The organism is Microcystis aeruginosa NIES-843 (assembly GCF_000010625.1).
In the GTDB taxonomy this organism is placed as follows: Bacteria; Cyanobacteriota; Cyanobacteriia; order Cyanobacteriales; family Microcystaceae; genus Microcystis; species Microcystis aeruginosa.
On the sequence record NC_010296.1, the window covers coordinates 5,755,858 to 5,774,919 of the forward strand.

The window sequence follows — 19,062 nt, forward strand, 5'->3', positions numbered from 1 at the left end:
GCCTTTTTTGTCGACGATAGTTCCGGGATTTATCGGTTAGAAAGAGCGCAGTTTCCCCGCGACCAACCCCATTCTTCCACTCCCACGGAAATTTGCGAACCGGGACGGACATCTCCTTTCGATAAGTCTATCAGGGTCACACTGACTGCGGCGAATAAACTGCCACGATAAATCGGTTGTCCTTTGTTGTTAGTATTTTTAAAGCTAAGGCTAGAAACTTGGGGAGGTTGACCGGAACGCGTCCAGCGAATGCGTTCAAAACGTCCATTGAGAAATTCTGCCGAATAGGACCAACCGTTATTCATGCGGCCTTGACAAAAAAGCTGTTGTGTGGCCACAGTAGCAGGAATATTGACAGATAAACTCAGAAGGCTGAATGCAGCGAGAGCGATCGGCAAAAATTTCATAAAAGTTGGCACTATAGGGTCAAATAATCCCATTATAAGTTCTTAGCTCGCAAATTTAACTATCGCGGCTGCGGTAAGTTCCGGTTTTTCGAGGTGGGGAACATGACCACAGCGAGGAATCCAGACCAGTTGATTATTAGGTAAAGCCTGCTGAAATTTCTTCGCGTCTTTTGTGCCTAAAATTTGATCGTTTTCTCCCCAAATAATCAGAGTTTCTCGGTCTATTTGGCTTAATTGCGGCAAAAATGACCCATAACCGCCACTTTTGGTAAAGGAGATTAAAGCCTCACTCCAGTGGGGACAATTCAGGTGCAGACTAGCACAGGTGCAAGCATCAACACTAGCCAAAGTTGGATCGAAATAGGCAGTACGACTGATATTTTGACGCACGCGGGGATTGGCTAAAAAATTAGTTGCCCACTTATCGAGGGGCGAAAACATCAATTTACCCAAAACTGGGGGATTAGCTAGTCCTGCGCTGTCAATGAGGACTAATTTCGCCACTATTTCCGGGTAGGAGAGGGCAAAATCGAGGGCCACTGCACCCCCCATGGAAGCACCGACTAAAATTATCGGTTCGGCGATCGCAGTTCTCCAGAAATGGTAAAGATGGCTTTTAATAGTTTTCGGAGATACTTCTAAATCTGGGTATCGCTCAGTAAAACCGAAGCCGAGTAGATCTATCGCCCAAGTTTCCCTATTTTGGGCGAGTAAAGGTAGTAAACGCCGAAATTCCAGCAGGGAACTATCAAAACCGTGCAGGAGGACAAAAGGCGGTTGACCTTGCCCTTGTTGACTATAGGTGGTTAGAATCGATCGAGGATAGATGGGGCTATCGATGGCAATTTGTTGGATATTTTCGAGGAGAGCAAGGGAGGTATCTTCACTCAATCCCTCCCTAACAGTGGGTAAAAAGTTAGGATAATTCACGGATAAGGGCGAAAGTTTTCTAGATTTTCCGAGCATCGGTGCTGATTTTAAGCTGTTGACTATCTAAATTACTCGTTAGGACTGTCTATGAGCAGGAGAGCGAGGAGAGAGAGTTTGAGCATTTGTACTAAAATACTCAATAGACAGTTTAAATGCAGTACAGCTTAACTGATAGCTAAAGGTTATGTTAATAGCTAATTTCGAGGGTGACAGCAGCGCGCAGGGTTTGTTCCCCTCCGATAACCGGGCTACTGGCAGCATCGGCACTCCGAAAAACCGCTTCTGAGCGGGCGATTGGCACGGGATTACTGGTATTACCCACTTGGATAGAAACCGTTTCTTTTGGCACTAAACCAAGGGCCTGTAACACGATTGTGGCTTGTTCTCTAGCTTGTTCTGTGGCTTTGATGAGAGCGCTTCTCTGGCCAGCTGCGATCGCTGATTCCCCAGCAGTAAAACTTACCCCATCGATGCGTGTTGCCCCGACTTTTACCGCTTCATCGATTAAAACCCCCGCTTGGGCTATATCAACCTGAAAACTAATCAAATTAGCCCCGATATAACCGATTAAACGTCTTTGATTGTTGCTGAAGTCGTAATTGGGCTGTAAACTAATGCCGGTGGTTTCCAATTTTTCCACTTGACGGGAACGGAGAAATTTAACCACCGCATCGCTACGAGTGGCGGTTTCCCTCTGTACTTTACCCGCTTCTTTGCCTTGAACTTCTACCCCTAAGCGCACTATTGCTTGAGAAGTGGCGATATTTTCTATTCCTTCTCCCGTCACGGTAATTGTCCTCAATTCTCTTGCGTCTGCGTAACTAGGCATAACTAATCCAGTGTTGATGAGGATAAGGGACAGCAAAAAGGCCCAGCAAAATTTTTTGTAATTCATGAAAAATCCGTAGCAATCGATACTATATTTCGATTCTAGCCTTTATTTTGGGCAATTGATCGCAAGATTATCTCTTTTCTGTCACTTTCGCAATATTGGTGACTAAGCTCTGGGAACTTGAGAAGGGGCCTTTAAGCAATGAGTGTGAAGAACCACAGAGACACAAAGAACACAAAGACCGATCGCTATTATATAAGTTAAAGGTTCTTCCGAACTTACCATGTAAAATCAACTAGCAAAATGCCAATTTAATAAACATCTAAGACTAAAGTTTTTAAAGTTTCTAAATCCATAGCCTCTCCTTTTAATCACCTTAAGTTTATTATTAATTCCTTCAACTGTTCCCTGGGTTGTTCGGTTATCAAAATAGGCAGTTATTTCGTCAATCCACCGCCTCATTGTCTGGCAGCTTTTAGGAAAGTAAGCCATCGCCTTTTTGAGCCAATCACTCAAGGCAAATAATCCCTCATTCCCCTCCGTATTTTTCTCAAATACTTCTCTAAATTCCTCTTTTAATTTGTGCATTTCCCCAAGTTTTGGAGACACTTTATATACTTCTTCCAATTTTTTCCTTTCTTTCTCTACTAAGTCTCCTTTATTCTTTAATAAGGCATATTTGCTCTTGGCTATTCCTGCTAAGATATTTTCTTTATTTTTCTTATTTTTTATCTTAGCTGCCTCTCTTTTTACCTCCTTTCTTGCTTCATCTAGCTCGTTATTTACTTGTTTCATTACCTGGAATCTATCCCCTACTATTTGAGCTTAAGGCATTAGTTTTTCTGCGACATTTTTATACCCTATCCACAGGTCTATACTTACTTCCTCTATTTGGCTCAAAACCTCTTCTTCCCAGTGTTTTAGATATTCTGTTAATGCTTCTTCTGTTCTTTTTTCCCCTAAGCCTATAATTTTTCCTGTGTCTATATTTACTAACACAGCATAGTAATTTCCTTTTCCCTTTATCATGGCTATTTCATCTATTCCTAGTTTTTTTAGCCCTTGAGGTTTTGCGGTTATTAACTCTTCTCCTAAGTCTTTGAGCATCGTCTCTATTTCTTGTTCGCTTACTCCATTTCTTTCTGCCGTATTTTTGAGATCACTATTCAGGACTTCGGCCACTATTTTTTTTCTAAATCTGTCTGTGTAGGTTCTTTTCTTCGGCAAATAATTTAGTTCTTCTGTGAATTTTTTCCCACATTTCTCGCATCTCATCTGACGACGATTGATTCTCAGATATAATGCCTGTTCTCCAAAGGGTAAATCTCGGATTGTTAATTCATTGTTTTGATGAACTTTTTCCGTTTTACTTCCACAATGAATGCACTGGCTTTCTCTTGACATATTTTCTAAATGTAAAACAATTCCTATATCGGTAATAATTTGATAATTGGTAACGACAACTCCTTCTAGGTGAAGTAGCTCGGTCATTAACTTTAATTGTGGATTTGATGGCATAAGTATAGCTTGTGTCTAAAATTGCTGGTCTTGGCTGTCTATATTTTAACCAATAAATTGCTGTATTGCAAGCATAGTCAGCTTTTAAAGATAAATTATTGTTTTATTGATCAGCAATAATTGTCTGTTTTTTCTTTAATTTTACATGACAAGTTCGGAAGAGCCAATTTAAACTTGTTACACAAAGAATAAGAGATCCGATTGGTTCGCACACTGGTGCTGTTGATTAAAAAGATAAATTCTCAAAACTTGCTATGATCTAACAAGATTGTTAATGCACTTTCTCGGATTAATTATCCCCTGCAATGACTCGCCAAATTCACGACCAATTTGCCAAGGAATATTTAGAAGAACTCTTAGCGTCTCTAGGGACGATTAAAAAGAGCAAGAAAGTCAAGAGTGAAGTCCAAGAAATCGATGTCTGGTTTGAACCAGCCAGTTCAGCATCAAGGACTGAATTACCCTTGGGGTTACTCGGTAAAATGGCGGCGACTTGCTGCTTATTTGAACCTTTCCGTAACCCACCCTCCGAGGTAGAGATTCGCAGTTGCATCTCAAAGTTATATGCGGTTCATGGCGAGGTCTTGAGGAAGGCGAAACGGACAAACAAAACTCTAACCGAAGCTGAACTACCAGTTCTCTGGATTTTAACGCCTACTTTTTCGGGGAGAATGATTGAAGAAGTCGTGGGAATCCCCCCTTCATTCCTACCAGAAGAGGGGATGAAAGAGGAGTGGGGAAAAGGAGTTTATTTTTCCCCTAGCCTGTTCAAAACAGGAATCGTCGCCATCCATCAATTACCAGTCAATGAGGAGACTTTATGGTTGAGGGTGCTAGGGAAAGGAGGGACACAGAAACGAGCAGTAGAAGAATTAGTGCAATTGCCTGAAGGTAATCCTTTCCAAGAGAATTTACTGGAAATTCTGGCCAACTGGCGCAAGAGTTTGGAATTAAGAGATAATTTAAGTGCCGAAGAACAGGAGGACATTATGAACCTATCACCAGCTTATTTACAACAACGAGAAGAGTGGAAACAAGAAGGGATACAAGAAGGGATACAACGAGGCAGTTTAGAAGAACGGTATTCCCTCATAACCAGTCTTCTGGAAGGACGGTTTGGCCCCCTAGATGCAGAATTATCTGGTCTGGTGGGACAGATTGCCCAACTTCCCATCTCGGAACGCACCGGGTTACTTCTTTCTCTGGCCAATTTATCTCGCTCAGAACTGTTAGAAAGATTCAGGGAAAATTAAACTTTCAATCCCAATCTCAAAAACAGACAATTAAAATTCCCTTCGATAAATTCTCAAAACTTGCTATGATCTAACAAGATTGTTAATGCACTTTCTCGGATTAATTATCCCCTGCAATGACTCGCCAAATTCACGACCAATTTGCCAAGGAATATTTAGAAGAACTCTTAGCGTCTCTAGGGACGATTAAAAAGAGCAAGAAAGTCAAGAGTGAAGTCCAAGAAATCGATGTCTGGTTTGAACCAGCCAGTTCAGCATCAAGGACTGAATTACCCTTGGGGTTACTCGGTAAAATGGCGGCGACTTGCTGCTTATTTGAACCTTTCCGTAACCCACCCTCCGAGGTAGAGATTCGCAGTTGCATCTCAAAGTTATATGCGGTTCATGGCGAGGTCTTGAGGAAGGCGAAACGGACAAACAAAACTCTAACCGAAGCTGAACTACCAGTTCTCTGGATTTTAACGCCTACTTTTTCGGGGAGAATGATTGAAGAAGTCGTGGGAATCCCCCCTTCATTCCTACCAGAAGAGGGGATGAAAGAGGAGTGGGGAAAAGGAGTTTATTTTTCCCCTAGCCTGTTCAAAACAGGAATCGTCGCCATCCATCAATTACCAGTCAATGAGGAGACTTTATGGTTGAGGGTGCTAGGGAAAGGAGGGACACAGAAACGAGCAGTAGAAGAATTAGTGCAATTGCCTGAAGGTAATCCTTTCCAAGAGAATTTACTGGAAATTCTGGCCAACTGGCGCAAGAGTTTGGAATTAAGAGATAATTTAAGTGCCGAAGAACAGGAGGACATTATGAACCTATCACCAGCTTATTTACAACAACGAGAAGAGTGGAAACAAGAAGGGATACAAGAAGGGATACAAGAAGGGATACAACGAGGCAGTTTAGAAGGACAACTATCGCTGATAACCAGTCTTCTGGAAGGACGGTTTGGCCCCCTAGATGCAGAATTATCTGGTCTGGTGGAACAGATTGCCCAACTTCCTATCTCGGAACGCACCGGGTTACTTCTTTCTCTGGCTAATTTATCTCGCTCAGAACTGTTAGAAAGATTCAGGGAAAATTAAACTTTCAGTCCCAATCTCAAAAACAGACAATTAAAATTCCCGATGAACAATCATTTCCAAATCCTGAAGAACCTTAAATGTCCTGCTTATTTTGCTAGACTAAAGAAGTCCCAATTCTTGATTAGCCTGAGATAGGAAGGATTATGGTCAATCAAATCAGCATTGTCATCTCCAAGAATCCCGACGGATATTCACTCAAATCTCCTGAATTAGCAGCAATTGATTACCAGGATAGCTCTCTAGAAGGCGTTTTAAATCGACTGAAAGATGCCCTGGAAACTCATCTGATGGCTTCTGATATATCTCAAGAGGAGACTGGAGAATCAATTTTAAAGATAGTTGATAGGTTGAATCTGAACTTCCCTGAAGAAGAACTTGAGCCACTTCCATCTGACGGTGCAGAAGAACATGACCATTATCTTTATGGGAGTCCCAAGAAAAGGCAATGAAACAAATTTTTGCCGACACTTTCTACTGGGTTGCTTTAATCAATCCCCAAGATAATTGGCATCAACGAGCCAGAGAAGTTACGTCCAGTCTCAAAAACGTTAAACTTGTGACGACGGATGAAGTTTTGGTAGAGCTACTGAATTTTATGTCAGTCCGGGGAGCAAATCGGAAGCGGCGTACTGTCGAATTTATCGATGATCTGCTCCAGAATCCCCGCCTTCAAGTCATTCCGCAAAACCGAGAATCATTTCTGCAAGGCTTCGAGTTATACCGCCGCCGTCCAGACAAAGAATATAGCCTGACAGATTGTATTTCAATGACGGTCATGCAGCGCTTAAAAATCAGTCAAGTGTTAACTCACGACAATCATTTTCAGCAAGAGGGTTTCATAATTCTATTTGAATAACAGAGGGAAAATTAAACTTTCAATCCCCCTAAGCTAGGAAAAACTATCCCCAAATAGAAAACGGGTTTCTCCGAGAAACCCGTTTTCTGTGCGTTACTCAACGGATTTAGTATGACAACTGATAAAAACCCCTCCAATTAATGAAGGGGAATTGTCGGATTTATTGATGGTATTAGGAGACTTTTGTGGTTTCTTTTTCTGTCGATTTGGATGATTTGAATTGGCGCTTGAGGGTTGAGGCTGCGCCGAGTGTGCCGAGGGCTAGTATGCTTAGGATGGAGGAGGGTTCGGGGACTGATTCAGCATTACTCACCACAGTGACATTATCTAAAGCTGGACCCCAAAATCCTGAGTTGTCAAGACTTGAGAATGTTAGAGTTGTCTGATTACCAGTGGCTTGAAAACTTAATTCGTGTAGTTGCCATTGAAGATCTAAGTGGTCAGATGCGGATGTTGAAAAAATTTGGTTAACTGCTGCAACTTGAACACTAACTTGACGAGGATTAGGAAAAGAAGGATTAGTCGCACTCAAGTCTGGTCCCGCTAGAGAGAAACTTAAAGTATAGAATTGTCCAATAATTGTAGAAAAAGTTTGAGATAAAGTTCCACTACTTCCCCCATCAAGATTTAAATCTATAATTAAATCTCCCTCGATTGGAAATTTCATGTCATTACTGTTGTGCCAATCAACGCCTGCACCACCTATTGTCCATCCTGTAAGAGCAGAACTTCCCTGACTTAGTCGTGCAAAATTAGGATCTACAACATTAGAGTCATAATCTCCTTCTTCAAAAGAACCATTGATAATCAGATTAACTGCTGAAGCAGGTGATACAAAACTAACAGTAAAGAGAATCGAACTGCTTATTCCAAGAGCTATAGTGGTTACTTGAGAACATGACTTAAGTTCCATTATACTTCCCCCAACAATTTTGTTTTAAATGCGATCGCCTCCCTCGCAGCCAGGTCAAGCAACAACCCAACCCAACCCCAAAAGGAGATAGCAAAACAATACACATTCCCCCCCCGAACTGTATTCTAAGCTACATTTTTATAAATATTTACATTCCTCTTCGTCAGGCTTCTTTAGCAAGGTTAAGAGCGATCGCCTTCTATCTTTTAGTAGTCAATAATGCCGTTGACAAGAGCTAAGTTAAGATTGAAGGGCATTCAGTTGTTAATTCGTGTAATTCTTGAGTAGGGCGAAAATATGACGACACTACTTGTGCAAGCGACCTCGGCTCCTTTGATGATTGATCTTCCTTGGATTATGCCGATGACGGAGGAGCAGTTTTATGAATTTTGTTTAGCCAATCGAGATTTACGCATTGAACGCAGTGCTAGTGGAGAAGTGATCGTTATGCCTCCTGCTTTTTCAGATACGGGTAATCGCAATTTTAATATAGCTCTGCAACTGGGGAACTGGTCAGAACTAGATGGAACGGGGCTTGGGTTTGATTCCAGTGCGGGTTTTACGCTGCCCAATGGTGCGACTCGTTCACCGGATGCTGCTTGGATTAAATTAGAACGCTGGAATGCTTTAACAGAAAAACAAAAAGCCTCTTTTGCCCCTATCTGTCCCGATTTTGTGATTGAATTACGTTCTGCTAGTGATACGGTATCCAGTTTGCAGAAAAAGATGGAGGAATATATTGCCAATGGTACTTTATTGGGTTGGTTAATCGATCGCCAAAATCGCCAAGTCTATATTTATCGTCCCCATCAAGAACCGGAGATTTTAAATGCTCCTGAAACCATTAGTGGTGATCCAGAATTGCCGGGGTTTGTATTAGTAATGGCTAAGATTTGGTAAATGCGATCGCTGATGAAAGGTTCCGTCAATATAGAACAACTAAGCACGATTAACGCTGTTCTATATTGTTGCTCACGGGAATCCTCAACACTGATAGAACAGCGATAACTAATCATCCTCTTAAGATTAGGTCAGGGTAGCCAATTCTAAGGCTAAAGGATCAACCCGGCGTAAATTTGCCCCTAATGCTCTTAATTTACCCTCTAAATTATCGTAACCTCGATCGAGGTGATGGAGTCCCTGCACAATAGTAGTCCCCCGGGCTGCCAATCCTGCTACCACCAAAGCTGCCGAAGCGCGTAGATCCGTGGCCATCACCGGAGCCCCGGAGAGGAAAGGCACACCGCGCACTAAAGCCACATTTCCTTTGACCTTGATATCTGCTCCCAGACGCTTTAATTCGGCCACATGACGCAGACGATTTTCAAAAACCGTCTCATTAACCACGCTACTGCCCTCGGTTAAAGTTAACAGAGCCATAAATTGGGCCTGCATATCTGTGGGAAAACCGGGATAGGGCAGGGTTTCGATATCGGTGGCTTTTAAGTCTCTAGGGATAATCCGGAGACGATTGGGACCATCTTCCACCACTTCCGGACCGATTTCGTGCAGTTTGGCAATTACCGAAGCTAAATGGCTGGGAATCACGGGATAAAGACTAATTTCTGAGCGGGTAATTGCCCCGGCTATCAGTAAAGTCCCCGCTTCAATGCGATCGGGAATGATACTGTAATCGGTACTGTGCAGACGGGAAACTCCCTCGATGACAATTGTATTGGTCCCGGCACCGCGAATTTTTGCCCCCATGGAAACACAAAAATTGGCTAAATCAATCACCTCCGGCTCCTGGGCCGCATTACCGAGAATGGTTTCCCCGAACGCTAAAGTCGCCGCCATCATTAGGGTTTCCGTCGCTCCCACACTGGGATAATCCAGATAAATATTCGCCCCTTTCAGACGACCATTACCCTTAACGCGGGCGTGTACCATGCCGCCATCGATTAATACATCTGCACCCATTGACTGTAGGCCTCTAACGTGCAGATCTACTGGTCTGGCCCCAATGGCGCAGCCGCCGGGGAGGGGAACTTTTGCTTCTCCTAAACGGGCTAAAATCGGTCCGATGGCGAAAAAACTGGCTCGCAACTGGGAGACGAGATCGTAGGGTGCTTGAGCTTGTTGGAGGTCTCTGCCATCAATCTCTAGTCTATCTCCGGTGCGACGGACTTGCACGCCCAAAGCCGAGAGAATTTGACTCATCCGCTCGATATCGGCCAGGGCAGGTACATTACTAATCTGGCACTCGTCGGAGCAGAGTAAAGCCCCCGCCATAATCACTAGAGCGGCATTTTTGGCACCACTGATCTTGACTTCACCCTTGAGAGAGTGACGACCTTGAATTTCTAAATAGGGATGCTCGGTATCGATGGTCATAGGATGATTCATTTATCTTGGTTGGCAGTCTTGGCTAAGGAGAGCTTCGGCAAAATGACACTGCATTTTATCAGATTTTTGAGGAAATTATTGGTGATTCTACCCCGAAAAGCGATTTTTGTCTTAATTATCTGAACTATCTTGACTTATGGATTGTCCGATAGTATAATAAAAGATTGTGAAAGAAAAATGCGGAACTGGCGGAATTGGTAGACGCGCTAGATTCAGGTTCTAGTGTCTGCAAAGACTTTCGGGTTCAAGTCCCGAGTTCCGCATTATCTCCCTCAAGACGCAGTTGTTTAGGGTAGCCCTAGCGGGGTGAAAAATCCGATTGGCTATAATCTCGATCGCTCTCCTGTAACGGCTATGATTAGCAGTGTTCAAAACCCTTTAATCAAGCAAATTCGCAAGCTACACCGCACTAGAGAGCGACAGGAGCAGAATTTGTCCTTAATTGAGGGAACCCACTTACTAGAGACGGCTTTAGCCCTGAATTGTTCCCTAGAGACGGTTTGTTATACTGAAAAGTGGCAGCAAAGACAGGCAGAATTAGCGGAGAAGTTTCAAAATCAAGCGAAACGAGTCGAGATAGTTTCCCCGGAAGTCCTCGCTTCCCTAGCAACCACGGTTAACCCCGATGGTGTGATTGCCACTATTGCCCGTGATCACCTTCATCCAGTCCCCCAAAATCCGCTACAATTGGGCTTAGTTTTGGAAAGATTGCAGGATCCGGGTAATCTCGGCACTATTATTCGCACTGCTGTGGCTACAGAGGTACAGGGTATCTGGTTAAGTCTTGATAGCGTCGAAATCGATAACCCCAAAGTGATCCGCAGTTCGGCTGGGGAATGGTTTCGATCGCCCCTGGTGGTAGAATCGGATTTATCGGCTTTGGTGAAAAAATATCAAGCACAGGGGGTAAAAGCGATTGCGACTTTACCCACAGCCACCAAAAGCCACTGGGAGATTGATTTTACCCGTCCGACTTTAATATTATTAGGCAATGAAGGAGCCGGTTTATCACCCCAATTAGCGGCTTTAGCCGATGAAACGGTGAAAATTCCCCTCTTTGGTGGTGTGGAATCTTTAAATGTTGCGATCGCTACTGCTGTCATCCTCTACGAAGCTAGAAGACAATTATCCTACAGTAGTGGACTGTTTCAGCTAAAATAGGGCAATAGCTCGAACAAGCAGAGGACATCAATCATGGGAAGAGGTCGGCGAGATAAAGTCAATCTAACAGGGGAACAAAGAGAAAACCTCGAACAAATCAGTCGTAATGGCTATGCACCAGCTAAAAAAATTCTCCACGCTCGGATTTTGCTGATGTGTGACGAGGGAGAACAGGCGAAAAGGAAATGGACAGATGAAGAAATAGGCGAAGCTTTAGAAGTTCATAGAAATACAGTGGGACGTATTCGTCAAAGATTTCTTCAAAAAGGCGAAAAACCAGCATTAGAACGGAAATCGAGAAAAACTCCCCCCACTCCGGCAAAAGTTGATGGAGCCGCCGCCGCCCAAATCATTGCCCTGTGCTGTTCGGAGCCACCATCTGGCCGAGCCGAGTGGACAATCCGACTATTAACCTCGGAACTCAAACAAAGACAAATTATCACCGAGATTTCCAGTCCAACGGTGTGGCGTACTCTAAAAAAAACCAATTACGCCCTTGGAAAACCCAAAGATACTGTATTCCGGAACAGGATTTAGCCCGATTTGTTGCCCAGATGGAAGTTGTCCTTGACCTGTATGGCACTCAGCCATCGGAAGAAGAACCGTTAATCGCGATGGATGAAGCATCAAAGCAACTACTTGGAGAAGTTTACCCTCCGATACCCATGCAACCTGGACAAGATAAAAAAGAAGACTATCACTATAGTCGTGAAGGGGTTCAAGCCTTGTTCATGTTTTTTGACCCCCATCGAGGATGGAGACGGGTGAGTAACCGAGATAGTCGAACCCGAATAGATTGGGCAGAAGAAATTCGTCAATTATTGGATGTGGACTATCCAAAGGCTCGAAAAGTCAAGCTCGTCTGTGATAATCTCAACACTCATAACATAGCCTCGCTTTATGAAGCATTTCCAGCACCCGTTGCTCATCGTTTAGCTAGAAGACTGGAAATTTATTACACACCTCGTAATGGTAGCTGGTTAAATGTAGCCGAAACTGAACTAAGCGTCTTATCGAGGCAATGTTTAGATAGAAGGATTTCTAGCAAGGAAGAACTGAAAAGGGAGATAGAAACCTGGCAAAAAGAACGTAATCAGACTGCATCTACAGTAATATGGACGTTTACGACCAGCGATGCTAGGGTCAAGCTGAAACATCTTTATCCTGTGTTTGAGGAGGAGGAATCGGGAGAATCTATTGCACCAAATTAGCTGAAACAGTCCAGTAGGGTGGATTAGCGTCAGCGTAATCCACCGTTAAACCAGACAAGAATTAGAGATTTATGTATTTTCGTTTTCTGTCTCCCAATCTAAATCATCTAGCATCTTCAACAATAAATCGATGAATACGATAATTGCTCCACCCTCCTCTGGTTTAGGATCGATGAATCGATGAGCGTAACGATTACGAAAAATCTTCATTGTACCCGAATATAAATCACGGTATGCCTCTAATTCTTCTGATGGAAGCTTATCTTTTTGTACAGATTTATTGCTTCCAAAAATTAGGTTAACAATACCATTACCCGTGGCTTTTTGATTAATATTATCAATCTTTCCCAGTTTCCTCATGCGGTCTTCTAAAATCACTGTCGCATTGCGAATCGCAGTATCCCACGCTTTTGGATTATCTCCACCCGCACTCACAGAAAAACGGACTCTCTCCCATAGTTCGCAGTCTAAATGTTCAACTTCAGTCAAGGGAATTAGATGACGAATAGCCGAGCGATTGGGTTCAGCAAAGTTAGAATCAACCGCTTCATAAGCTTTTCCTGTTAGAGCGCCCTTGTATTGAACGGACTTCGAGTCTTTTTTTTGCCATTTAACATAATCATATTCTTCTAATATATCGAAGGTTGCGAATTCGACATAAGGAGGGCTATCAAAACCATTGTAATCTACCCAAAGATGACTGTTAACAGTCGGACAGTAGTACCAAATACAGTCCTCTTTAAGATGATCAGCCCGTACTTCTTTAACTATCCATCGCAAAAGGTTTTTTTGATTTTCTGTTAAACGCATATTTACGCCTCCAAAAATAATTAACAGTACTATTATACTATGTAGTTTTGATTTTCGTAACGGGAATTTGCTAAAACCGACATCTATATAGGGTCTGCTGAAAAAGTACGGGCGAAGCATTCGGATAGAAAATCTACGGTTTCACCGATAGGTTATTGCCCGAATGCTTCGCCCCTACAGGACACGGGCCGATGAAGACGCAAGGTTTTGAACGAAGATTCTCTCAAAATCTTGCACCTGTGAGAGCAAAACAGAACCCTAAAACCCTTACCTCGTCTATATTTCACATTTATTCAGCAAGCCCTATATAAATCCCTCGGATAGGTGAAACTGTTTCTATGAATAGTGAAATTTGATACAGTCAACCAATTTTTTACACTTCCGTTTTTTTGGCAAGTTTTGGCGGAATTTGCTCGGCTGTTAAGGTGACAATTTGGCCATCTTTGAAAATGCTGATAGACTCTCCTAAGAGGCGGTGTCTCTCAATTGCTTCTGCGATTGCGACTCTAACACCTGTATCGATTCGTTCCGATAATTTATCAGGAATTGGCTCAGTCATGGGCTGCCTCGGTTATTTGTTGCCAGATAGAGGAGTCATAGTTGACATCCTCGCCGCCCTAAAAGTGCGGCGATTCCTAAACCTCACGATTTAAGTTTCTGCTTCCACCACCGTCGCATACCACAGTTAAAAAACCATGTACTGTCTTACACAGAGTCCACAGACTTTCGCCCCATTTCAGAAGCCCGATTCCGTGTGTCCCACGGTACGTTGACCGCCTATAGCTTCTTGTACTTGTTGCGCGCGACTTTTTACCCGGCCAAGCTTTTCTGGTCGGAACCCCCTAAGCCTAGTTTTCAAGGTGCTGCGCCGTCCACTTGGTTTTCGAGACTGGCCTTTTAATTCTAACGTAAAGCCAACCTAGAACGGCGGGGTTTCAGACCCAAAATTTCCGATGAGGTTAATGCGTCCCCGCTCATAACGACGACGAACCACATCTTCAGGAATATTATGACCGCCACTGGCTACCCTTCTGTGAACTCTCTCTAAAGCTAATTCTGGACTTTGTAGCCAAAAATAAATAAGATTGAGCCTATAGCCAGAACTGCGACAGTCTCTCAAAAAACGGGCAAAATGTCGGGCTGCCAGGGTGCTTTCAAAGGCAAAATCTATTCCTTGGCACTTCAGTGTTACCAGCCTTTCTAACATCAACCGTCCTGCTTGGATAGCAACCGACTCAGGATTAAAAGGTGAGAGTCCGGCGGCAATTTCATCGGCGTTAACGTACTCGATAACGCCTAAAAAGTTGGGTAAAAGTTTTTTAGCGATGGTGGTTTTCCCGGAACCATTGGGGCCACCAATTAGATAAACGTCAGACACGAGGGAAAAGCTCGTCCTCCAGATTATTTTGAGATAACCTCGAACTAAGTACCAGTGGTACCAGTTTACCAGAAGTGGCTACTCTCCTAGATGATGGTAATCTGACAACATTTGGCGATGACGGTTGCCAAGAGGTTTTCACTAATCTCGATCGAATTCGTTACCCTGAAAAATCCTGTATTTTTTAACAAGTCAGACTAAATCTTTCAAGGAGGACTTGAAAAATTGCCTTGGCATAAGTTGCTATTTGAGAGATAAAAATATAGAAGCAGCTGATTATTTACTAACCTACTTTTTTTAATTTTTAACGGGTTAGGACTGAGATATACTGAAATTGTTGCTTATAGATCACTACTATGGGACGTTTAGCGCTGATCAGCGTCACTGACAAAACCGGAATAGTTGACTTTGCCCGTCAGCTAACAGAAGAATTTGATTTTGAAATTATTAGCAGTGGAGGAACCGCCAAAACGCTCCAATCGGCGGGAATTCCCGTGATTAAAGTGGGAGAATATACAGGATCTCCTGAAATCTTGGGCGGAAGGGTGAAAACTCTCCATCCTCGCATCCATGGCGGTATTTTGGCTAGACGGGATTGGCAGTCAGATTTAGCGGAAATGGAGGCTAATCAAATTCGTCCTTTTGATTTGGTGGTGGTTAATCTCTATCCCTTTGAACAGACGATCGCTAATCCTGATGTTACCACCGCTCAGGCGATCGAACAAATCGATATCGGTGGTCCGGCGATGTTACGCGCCTCAGCTAAAAATTTCGCCCATTTGACTGTCATCAGTAACCCGAAGTATTACGAGCAGTATTTAAGCCAATTACGGCAAAATAACGGCGAAATCTCCCTGGAATTCCGTCAAAAAATGGCGGGGGAAACCTTCGCTTTAACCAATGCCTACGATGGTGCGATCGCTGCCTATTTCGCCAGCTTAAACGGGGAAACGACTCGCTTTAATTTGGCAGGAAATGCCCTGCAAACCCTGCGTTACGGCGAAAATCCCCACCAAAGTGCCACTTGGTACGGCAGCGGTACAATGGCTCAAGGTTGGGGAAAAGCGACCTTATTACAGGGAAAAGAACTAAGTTATAACAATTTAGTCGATTTAGAAGCAGCCCGCCGTTTAATCGCCGAATTCGGCAGTGAAGAACCGGCCGCCGCTATCTTGAAACACACTAATCCCTGTGGGGTGGCGATCGGTGGTAGTTTAGTGGAAGCTTATACTAAAGCTTTTAACGCCGATGCTATCTCGGCTTTTGGGGGTATTGTTGCCCTAAATCAAGCCATAGACGAAGCAACCGCTAAAGAATTAACGAAAACCTTCCTAGAATGCGTGGTTGCCCCCGATTGTAGCCCTGAAGCCCAGGATATCCTCGCTAAAAAGTCAAAAGTGCGGATTTTATTACTGCCGGACTTAACCACGGGAGAAAAACAAACAGTAAAAGTTATCGCTGGCGGTTTTCTAGTACAAGCGGCCGATGACGTGGTAGAAACCCCGGATGAGTGGCGAGTGGTGACAGAAAAACAACCTACCCCCGCACAATTAGCGGAATTGCTGTTTGCTTGGAAGGTATCTAAGCACGTTAAATCTAACGCTATTGTAGTGACAAAAAATCAAACTACTTTAGGCGTTGGTGCGGGGCAAATGAATCGCGTTGGTTCGGTGAAAATTGCCCTTGAACAAGCAGCAGAAGCGGCTAAAGGTGGCTATTTAGCTAGTGATGGTTTTTTCCCCTTTGATGATTCTGTTCGCACGGCAGCCCAGTTTGGTATCGAGGCAATTGTTCAACCCGGAGGTTCTTTAAAAGATCAGGATTCAATTAATGCCGCTAATGAGTTAGGTTTAATTATGGTCTTAACAGGCATTCGTCATTTCTTGCATTAATATAAAGTTAGGGTGTGTTATTGCTTAAATTAACGCACCCCAACCAGTTATTAATTATCGGTTAATTTCCCCTATTCAATGGTCTTAAATTCACCAAAAGCGCGAGGATGGCCAGCTTTTTGGTAACAAAGAAAATAGCGCGCGGGTTCGTAATGATTTTCAGCACTAAAAGGGGAACAGAAATGATCTGCAAGTAAATCTTCTCGCACAAAGAAAGCATTTACTCCCGAAAAACTACAACCCACCAGTTTATAACCCTGTTGATGACCAAGTTTTTCTAAAGCTTTCAAACTTGATCCCATATGACTATTATATTTCCATTGGTGACTAGGATTATACTGCATCACCCAACTGGATTCGGGGGTATAAATAGCATTATATTCGAGAATTACCACCCGGGGACGATAATTAGTAATTGCTTGCCAGACCCAATAATCATTACCATCAATATCAATGGATAATAGATCTAATTCTGTCGGTACATTGCCCTCTCGAAACAAGTCTTCAATATTTGCGGCAGTGATGAAAGTATTTTTTAAAGTTAATTGTTGGTTAGCAATTAAATCTTTAAAAGATTGGCGAATACTTTTACAAAATCGCTCACTGCCTTCAATCCAATAACCTTGCCATCCTTTCACTAACAAATAGGCACTATTATTTTCTAAACCGTTACCAACTCCAAATTCCACAAAGAATTTATTTGTGGTTCCAATCCGATTAAAAATCTCGCTAATAATGCCATCTTCTCCCGCTTGGGAAAAAACCTTAAATTCGTAGCGGTTTAGTTTTTTAGGGTTATCATATTTTGGGTTTTTATGCAAGTTTTCTATCAGATAATTATCAATTTGTAACTCTGCTAGTATATCTTGATATTTTGAGGAAGAACTATTCAGAGACTTAAGGTTTTTAAGAATCTCTGGGATTGCTTGCCAAGGTGCTGCCATATTTTTGAGAAAGGTTTTCATGGATTTTAACTACAATAGAACTCTTGCAAATTAATTATATGTTATAATGATGGGTTAACTAATTTTCCCCAAAAAATTAGTTAATCAGTACATTTGTCCTGAATGAAAACTTGAAGTTTAACTTTTAACTCAAAACTCTTTAGAGCTGCTTTAATTTGGTTATCAAAACCTCTTTATTTAAGCGGCACAAACTATCTCAATTATAAAAATTGAGAATAAATTCTCCTTGACTTGATTAATCTTTAGGCAACTTTTAAGAAGCTGCTATACCTATCCCTAACTCACAGTTATAAATAGCCGCCAACAAGTTAACTCTTAAACTATATCTTCGACGACGATTCCGATATTTACAGGATAAGATTTTAAAGATTTTGAGTTTCCTATTTATAGGTTCAATGATAATCCTTTCTTTGGCTAAAGCCTTGTTATACTCTTTTTCTAACTCTGTTAATTTTCTATTTTTCGATTTCTTTTTCGGTGTATAACTATTACTATGGTATGCAGCTATTCCCTGATAACCACTGTCTTCTATGCTGGTAGTTAAAGGATGAAAACGAACTCGACTTTTTTTAAATAAACTAAAATCATGACCTCTACCTTTCCCACAAAAGACACAGATAATTTCCTTTGTATTTTGATCAGCTACTAATTGGGATTTTAAAGTATGATAACCTCTTTTACCCCCCAAAAAATCTTTCTGTTTCTTTTGGGGGCGTTCAATGGGAGTTTCCGTTACATCCATTACCGTTATGACCGGTATCTCTGCTTGATTGAGTAAAGCTTTTTTTCCTTTTAAACGGAAGTTTCCCGATTGTAAAAGCATTTTTTCCGTCTTATTTACAATCCGACATATAGTTGATTCTGATAGTTCCCAGCTTGTACCAATGTGAAAATATGTTCTATATTCTCGCCAATATTCTAACGTTACTAAAACTTGTTCTTCTATAGATAGTTTAGGTTTCGGTCCCCTTTTAGATGGTGAATTAGAGTCGGCTTCAACACTTTTTACTGATTCTACCATCTTTCTATAGGTTTGTTTATACACACCGAAACGGCGTTTGAATTGTTCATCTGATAAGTTTTGATAATCCATAATTTTGCTAATAAACATAGCAAAATTATAGATGATTTCCTGACCTAAGATCACATTTTATTCTTTTTTCCACTTCAATCTAAGAATTGAGAAAAAAGCAAAACCTTATATTATACCATAAAAAAATTATGCAAGAGGTCTAATTAACGAGTATTTTTGGATTCAATGGGTTGATTAGTGCGATCGCCGATCTTGTAGGGTGCGTTCCCTAATCTGGATCCTACTGCTCCACCGATCGATTTTTGGGAACGCACCATGCCCATAGATTGAAGTTGTGAGTTTAAGTGCGATGCCGAAGGCACTACGCCATTGCCGTATGTAGCTTAAAGCTTGAGAGCCAACTAACAAAGATATGCCCAGAGGTGGGTTAGTCATCTATCGGATTAAAATGTAAAGAGAATAATCACCCATACTTCAATCT

At 42.3% G+C, this 19,062-nt stretch carries 17 protein-coding genes, 1 tRNA gene and 2 pseudogenes; 9 read left to right on the forward strand and 11 right to left on the reverse strand.

Translation table 11 applies throughout. From position 1 onward, the window contains the following. Positions 1–29: 29 nt before the first annotated feature. The 4 genes and pseudogenes from MAE_RS27155 to MAE_RS27170 form a co-directional block, all read right to left on the reverse strand. Complete coding sequence (locus tag MAE_RS27155) at positions 30–407, reverse strand: hypothetical protein (RefSeq protein WP_041805046.1); 378 nt, start codon at positions 405–407, stop codon at positions 30–32. 42 nt (positions 408–449) lie between these two features. Further along, positions 450–1,373, reverse strand: coding sequence for an alpha/beta fold hydrolase (locus MAE_RS27160; RefSeq protein ID WP_050766332.1), 924 nt, complete (start codon positions 1,371–1,373; stop codon positions 450–452). 151 nt (positions 1,374–1,524) lie between these two features. After that, positions 1,525–2,232, reverse strand: a complete 708-nt coding sequence (locus MAE_RS27165; protein ID WP_012268328.1) for an SIMPL domain-containing protein — start codon at positions 2,230–2,232, stop codon at positions 1,525–1,527. 228 nt (positions 2,233–2,460) lie between these two features. Continuing rightward, a pseudogene (locus MAE_RS27170) lies at positions 2,461–3,687 on the reverse strand (ISL3 family transposase). Between the two features lie 305 nt (positions 3,688–3,992). Between MAE_RS27170 and MAE_RS27175 the strand changes: the two are divergent. The 4 genes from MAE_RS27175 (at position 3,993) to MAE_RS27190 (ending at position 6,872) form a co-directional block, all read left to right on the forward strand. Next, a complete protein-coding gene (locus MAE_RS27175; protein ID WP_012268331.1) occupies positions 3,993–4,940 on the forward strand; it encodes a hypothetical protein in 948 nt (315 codons plus the stop codon). A gap of 116 nt (positions 4,941–5,056) precedes the next feature. Next, positions 5,057–6,016 (forward strand): hypothetical protein, encoded by a 960-nt coding sequence (locus tag MAE_RS27180; RefSeq protein ID WP_012268332.1) that lies wholly within the window; start codon positions 5,057–5,059, stop codon positions 6,014–6,016. Positions 6,017–6,159: 143 nt separating this feature from the next. Beyond that, positions 6,160–6,465 (forward strand): hypothetical protein, encoded by a 306-nt coding sequence (locus MAE_RS27185; RefSeq protein WP_002752790.1) that lies wholly within the window; start codon positions 6,160–6,162, stop codon positions 6,463–6,465. Beyond that, complete coding sequence (locus tag MAE_RS27190) at positions 6,462–6,872, forward strand: type II toxin-antitoxin system VapC family toxin (protein ID WP_012268333.1); 411 nt, start codon at positions 6,462–6,464, stop codon at positions 6,870–6,872. The genes MAE_RS27185 and MAE_RS27190 overlap by 4 nt, the downstream gene beginning before the upstream one ends. 172 nt (positions 6,873–7,044) lie before the next feature. On the opposite strand, the gene MAE_RS27195 is transcribed toward MAE_RS27190, so the two are convergent. Further along, positions 7,045–7,785 carry a choice-of-anchor C family PEP-CTERM protein gene (locus tag MAE_RS27195; RefSeq protein WP_012268334.1) on the reverse strand — a complete coding sequence of 247 codons (741 nt, stop codon included), beginning with the start codon at positions 7,783–7,785 and terminating at the stop codon, positions 7,045–7,047. Between the two features lie 297 nt (positions 7,786–8,082). On the opposite strand from MAE_RS27195, the gene MAE_RS27200 reads away from it, so the two are divergent. Then, a complete protein-coding gene (locus tag MAE_RS27200) occupies positions 8,083–8,685 on the forward strand; it encodes a Uma2 family endonuclease (protein WP_002797340.1) in 603 nt (200 codons plus the stop codon). Between the two features lie 126 nt (positions 8,686–8,811). Here MAE_RS27200 and murA read toward each other — a convergent pair whose 3' ends face one another. Further along, positions 8,812–10,119, reverse strand: a complete 1,308-nt coding sequence (gene murA / locus MAE_RS27205; protein WP_012268335.1) for a UDP-N-acetylglucosamine 1-carboxyvinyltransferase — start codon at positions 10,117–10,119, stop codon at positions 8,812–8,814. 191 nt (positions 10,120–10,310) lie between these two features. On the opposite strand from murA, the gene MAE_RS27210 reads away from it, so the two are divergent. The 3 genes from MAE_RS27210 to MAE_RS31270 all read left to right on the forward strand — a co-directional run bounded on the left by MAE_RS27210 (position 10,311) and on the right by MAE_RS31270 (position 12,503). Beyond that, positions 10,311–10,394 (forward strand) — tRNA-Leu (locus MAE_RS27210). Between the two features lie 91 nt (positions 10,395–10,485). Continuing rightward, a complete protein-coding gene (locus MAE_RS27215; protein ID WP_012268336.1) occupies positions 10,486–11,292 on the forward strand; it encodes a TrmH family RNA methyltransferase in 807 nt (268 codons plus the stop codon). A 33-nt stretch (positions 11,293–11,325) separates the two neighbouring features. Beyond that, a protein-coding gene (locus MAE_RS31270) for an IS630-like element ISMae25 family transposase (RefSeq protein ID WP_125730803.1) occupies positions 11,326–12,503 on the forward strand; the annotation gives its coding sequence in 2 pieces (ribosomal slippage) (positions 11,326–11,767 and positions 11,767–12,503; 1,179 coding nt in all). A 69-nt stretch (positions 12,504–12,572) separates the two neighbouring features. Here MAE_RS31270 and MAE_RS27230 read toward each other — a convergent pair. The 3 genes and pseudogenes from MAE_RS27230 to MAE_RS27240 form a co-directional block, all read right to left on the reverse strand. Then, positions 12,573–13,313, reverse strand: coding sequence for a TIGR02391 family protein (locus MAE_RS27230; protein ID WP_012268337.1), 741 nt, complete (start codon positions 13,311–13,313; stop codon positions 12,573–12,575). Positions 13,314–13,686: 373 nt separating this feature from the next. Beyond that, entirely contained in the window at positions 13,687–13,872 is a 186-nt protein-coding gene (locus MAE_RS27235; RefSeq protein WP_002799309.1) for a hypothetical protein, read from the reverse strand. Between the two features lie 393 nt (positions 13,873–14,265). Next, positions 14,266–14,691, reverse strand: a pseudogene (locus MAE_RS27240) (zeta toxin family protein); the annotation flags it as partial. Positions 14,692–15,047: 356 nt separating this feature from the next. Here MAE_RS27240 and purH point away from each other — a divergent pair. Continuing rightward, positions 15,048–16,583 carry a bifunctional phosphoribosylaminoimidazolecarboxamide formyltransferase/IMP cyclohydrolase gene (gene purH, locus MAE_RS27245; RefSeq protein WP_012268340.1) on the forward strand — a complete coding sequence of 512 codons (1,536 nt, stop codon included), beginning with the start codon at positions 15,048–15,050 and terminating at the stop codon, positions 16,581–16,583. A gap of 71 nt (positions 16,584–16,654) precedes the next feature. Here purH and MAE_RS27250 read toward each other — a convergent pair whose 3' ends face one another. Beyond that, positions 16,655–17,548 (reverse strand): hypothetical protein, encoded by an 894-nt coding sequence (locus MAE_RS27250; protein ID WP_041804465.1) that lies wholly within the window; start codon positions 17,546–17,548, stop codon positions 16,655–16,657. A 253-nt stretch (positions 17,549–17,801) separates the two neighbouring features. Continuing rightward, a complete protein-coding gene (locus MAE_RS27255) occupies positions 17,802–18,659 on the reverse strand; it encodes an IS5-like element ISMae4 family transposase (RefSeq protein WP_012264419.1) in 858 nt (285 codons plus the stop codon). Between the last annotated feature and the right edge of the window lie 403 nt (positions 18,660–19,062).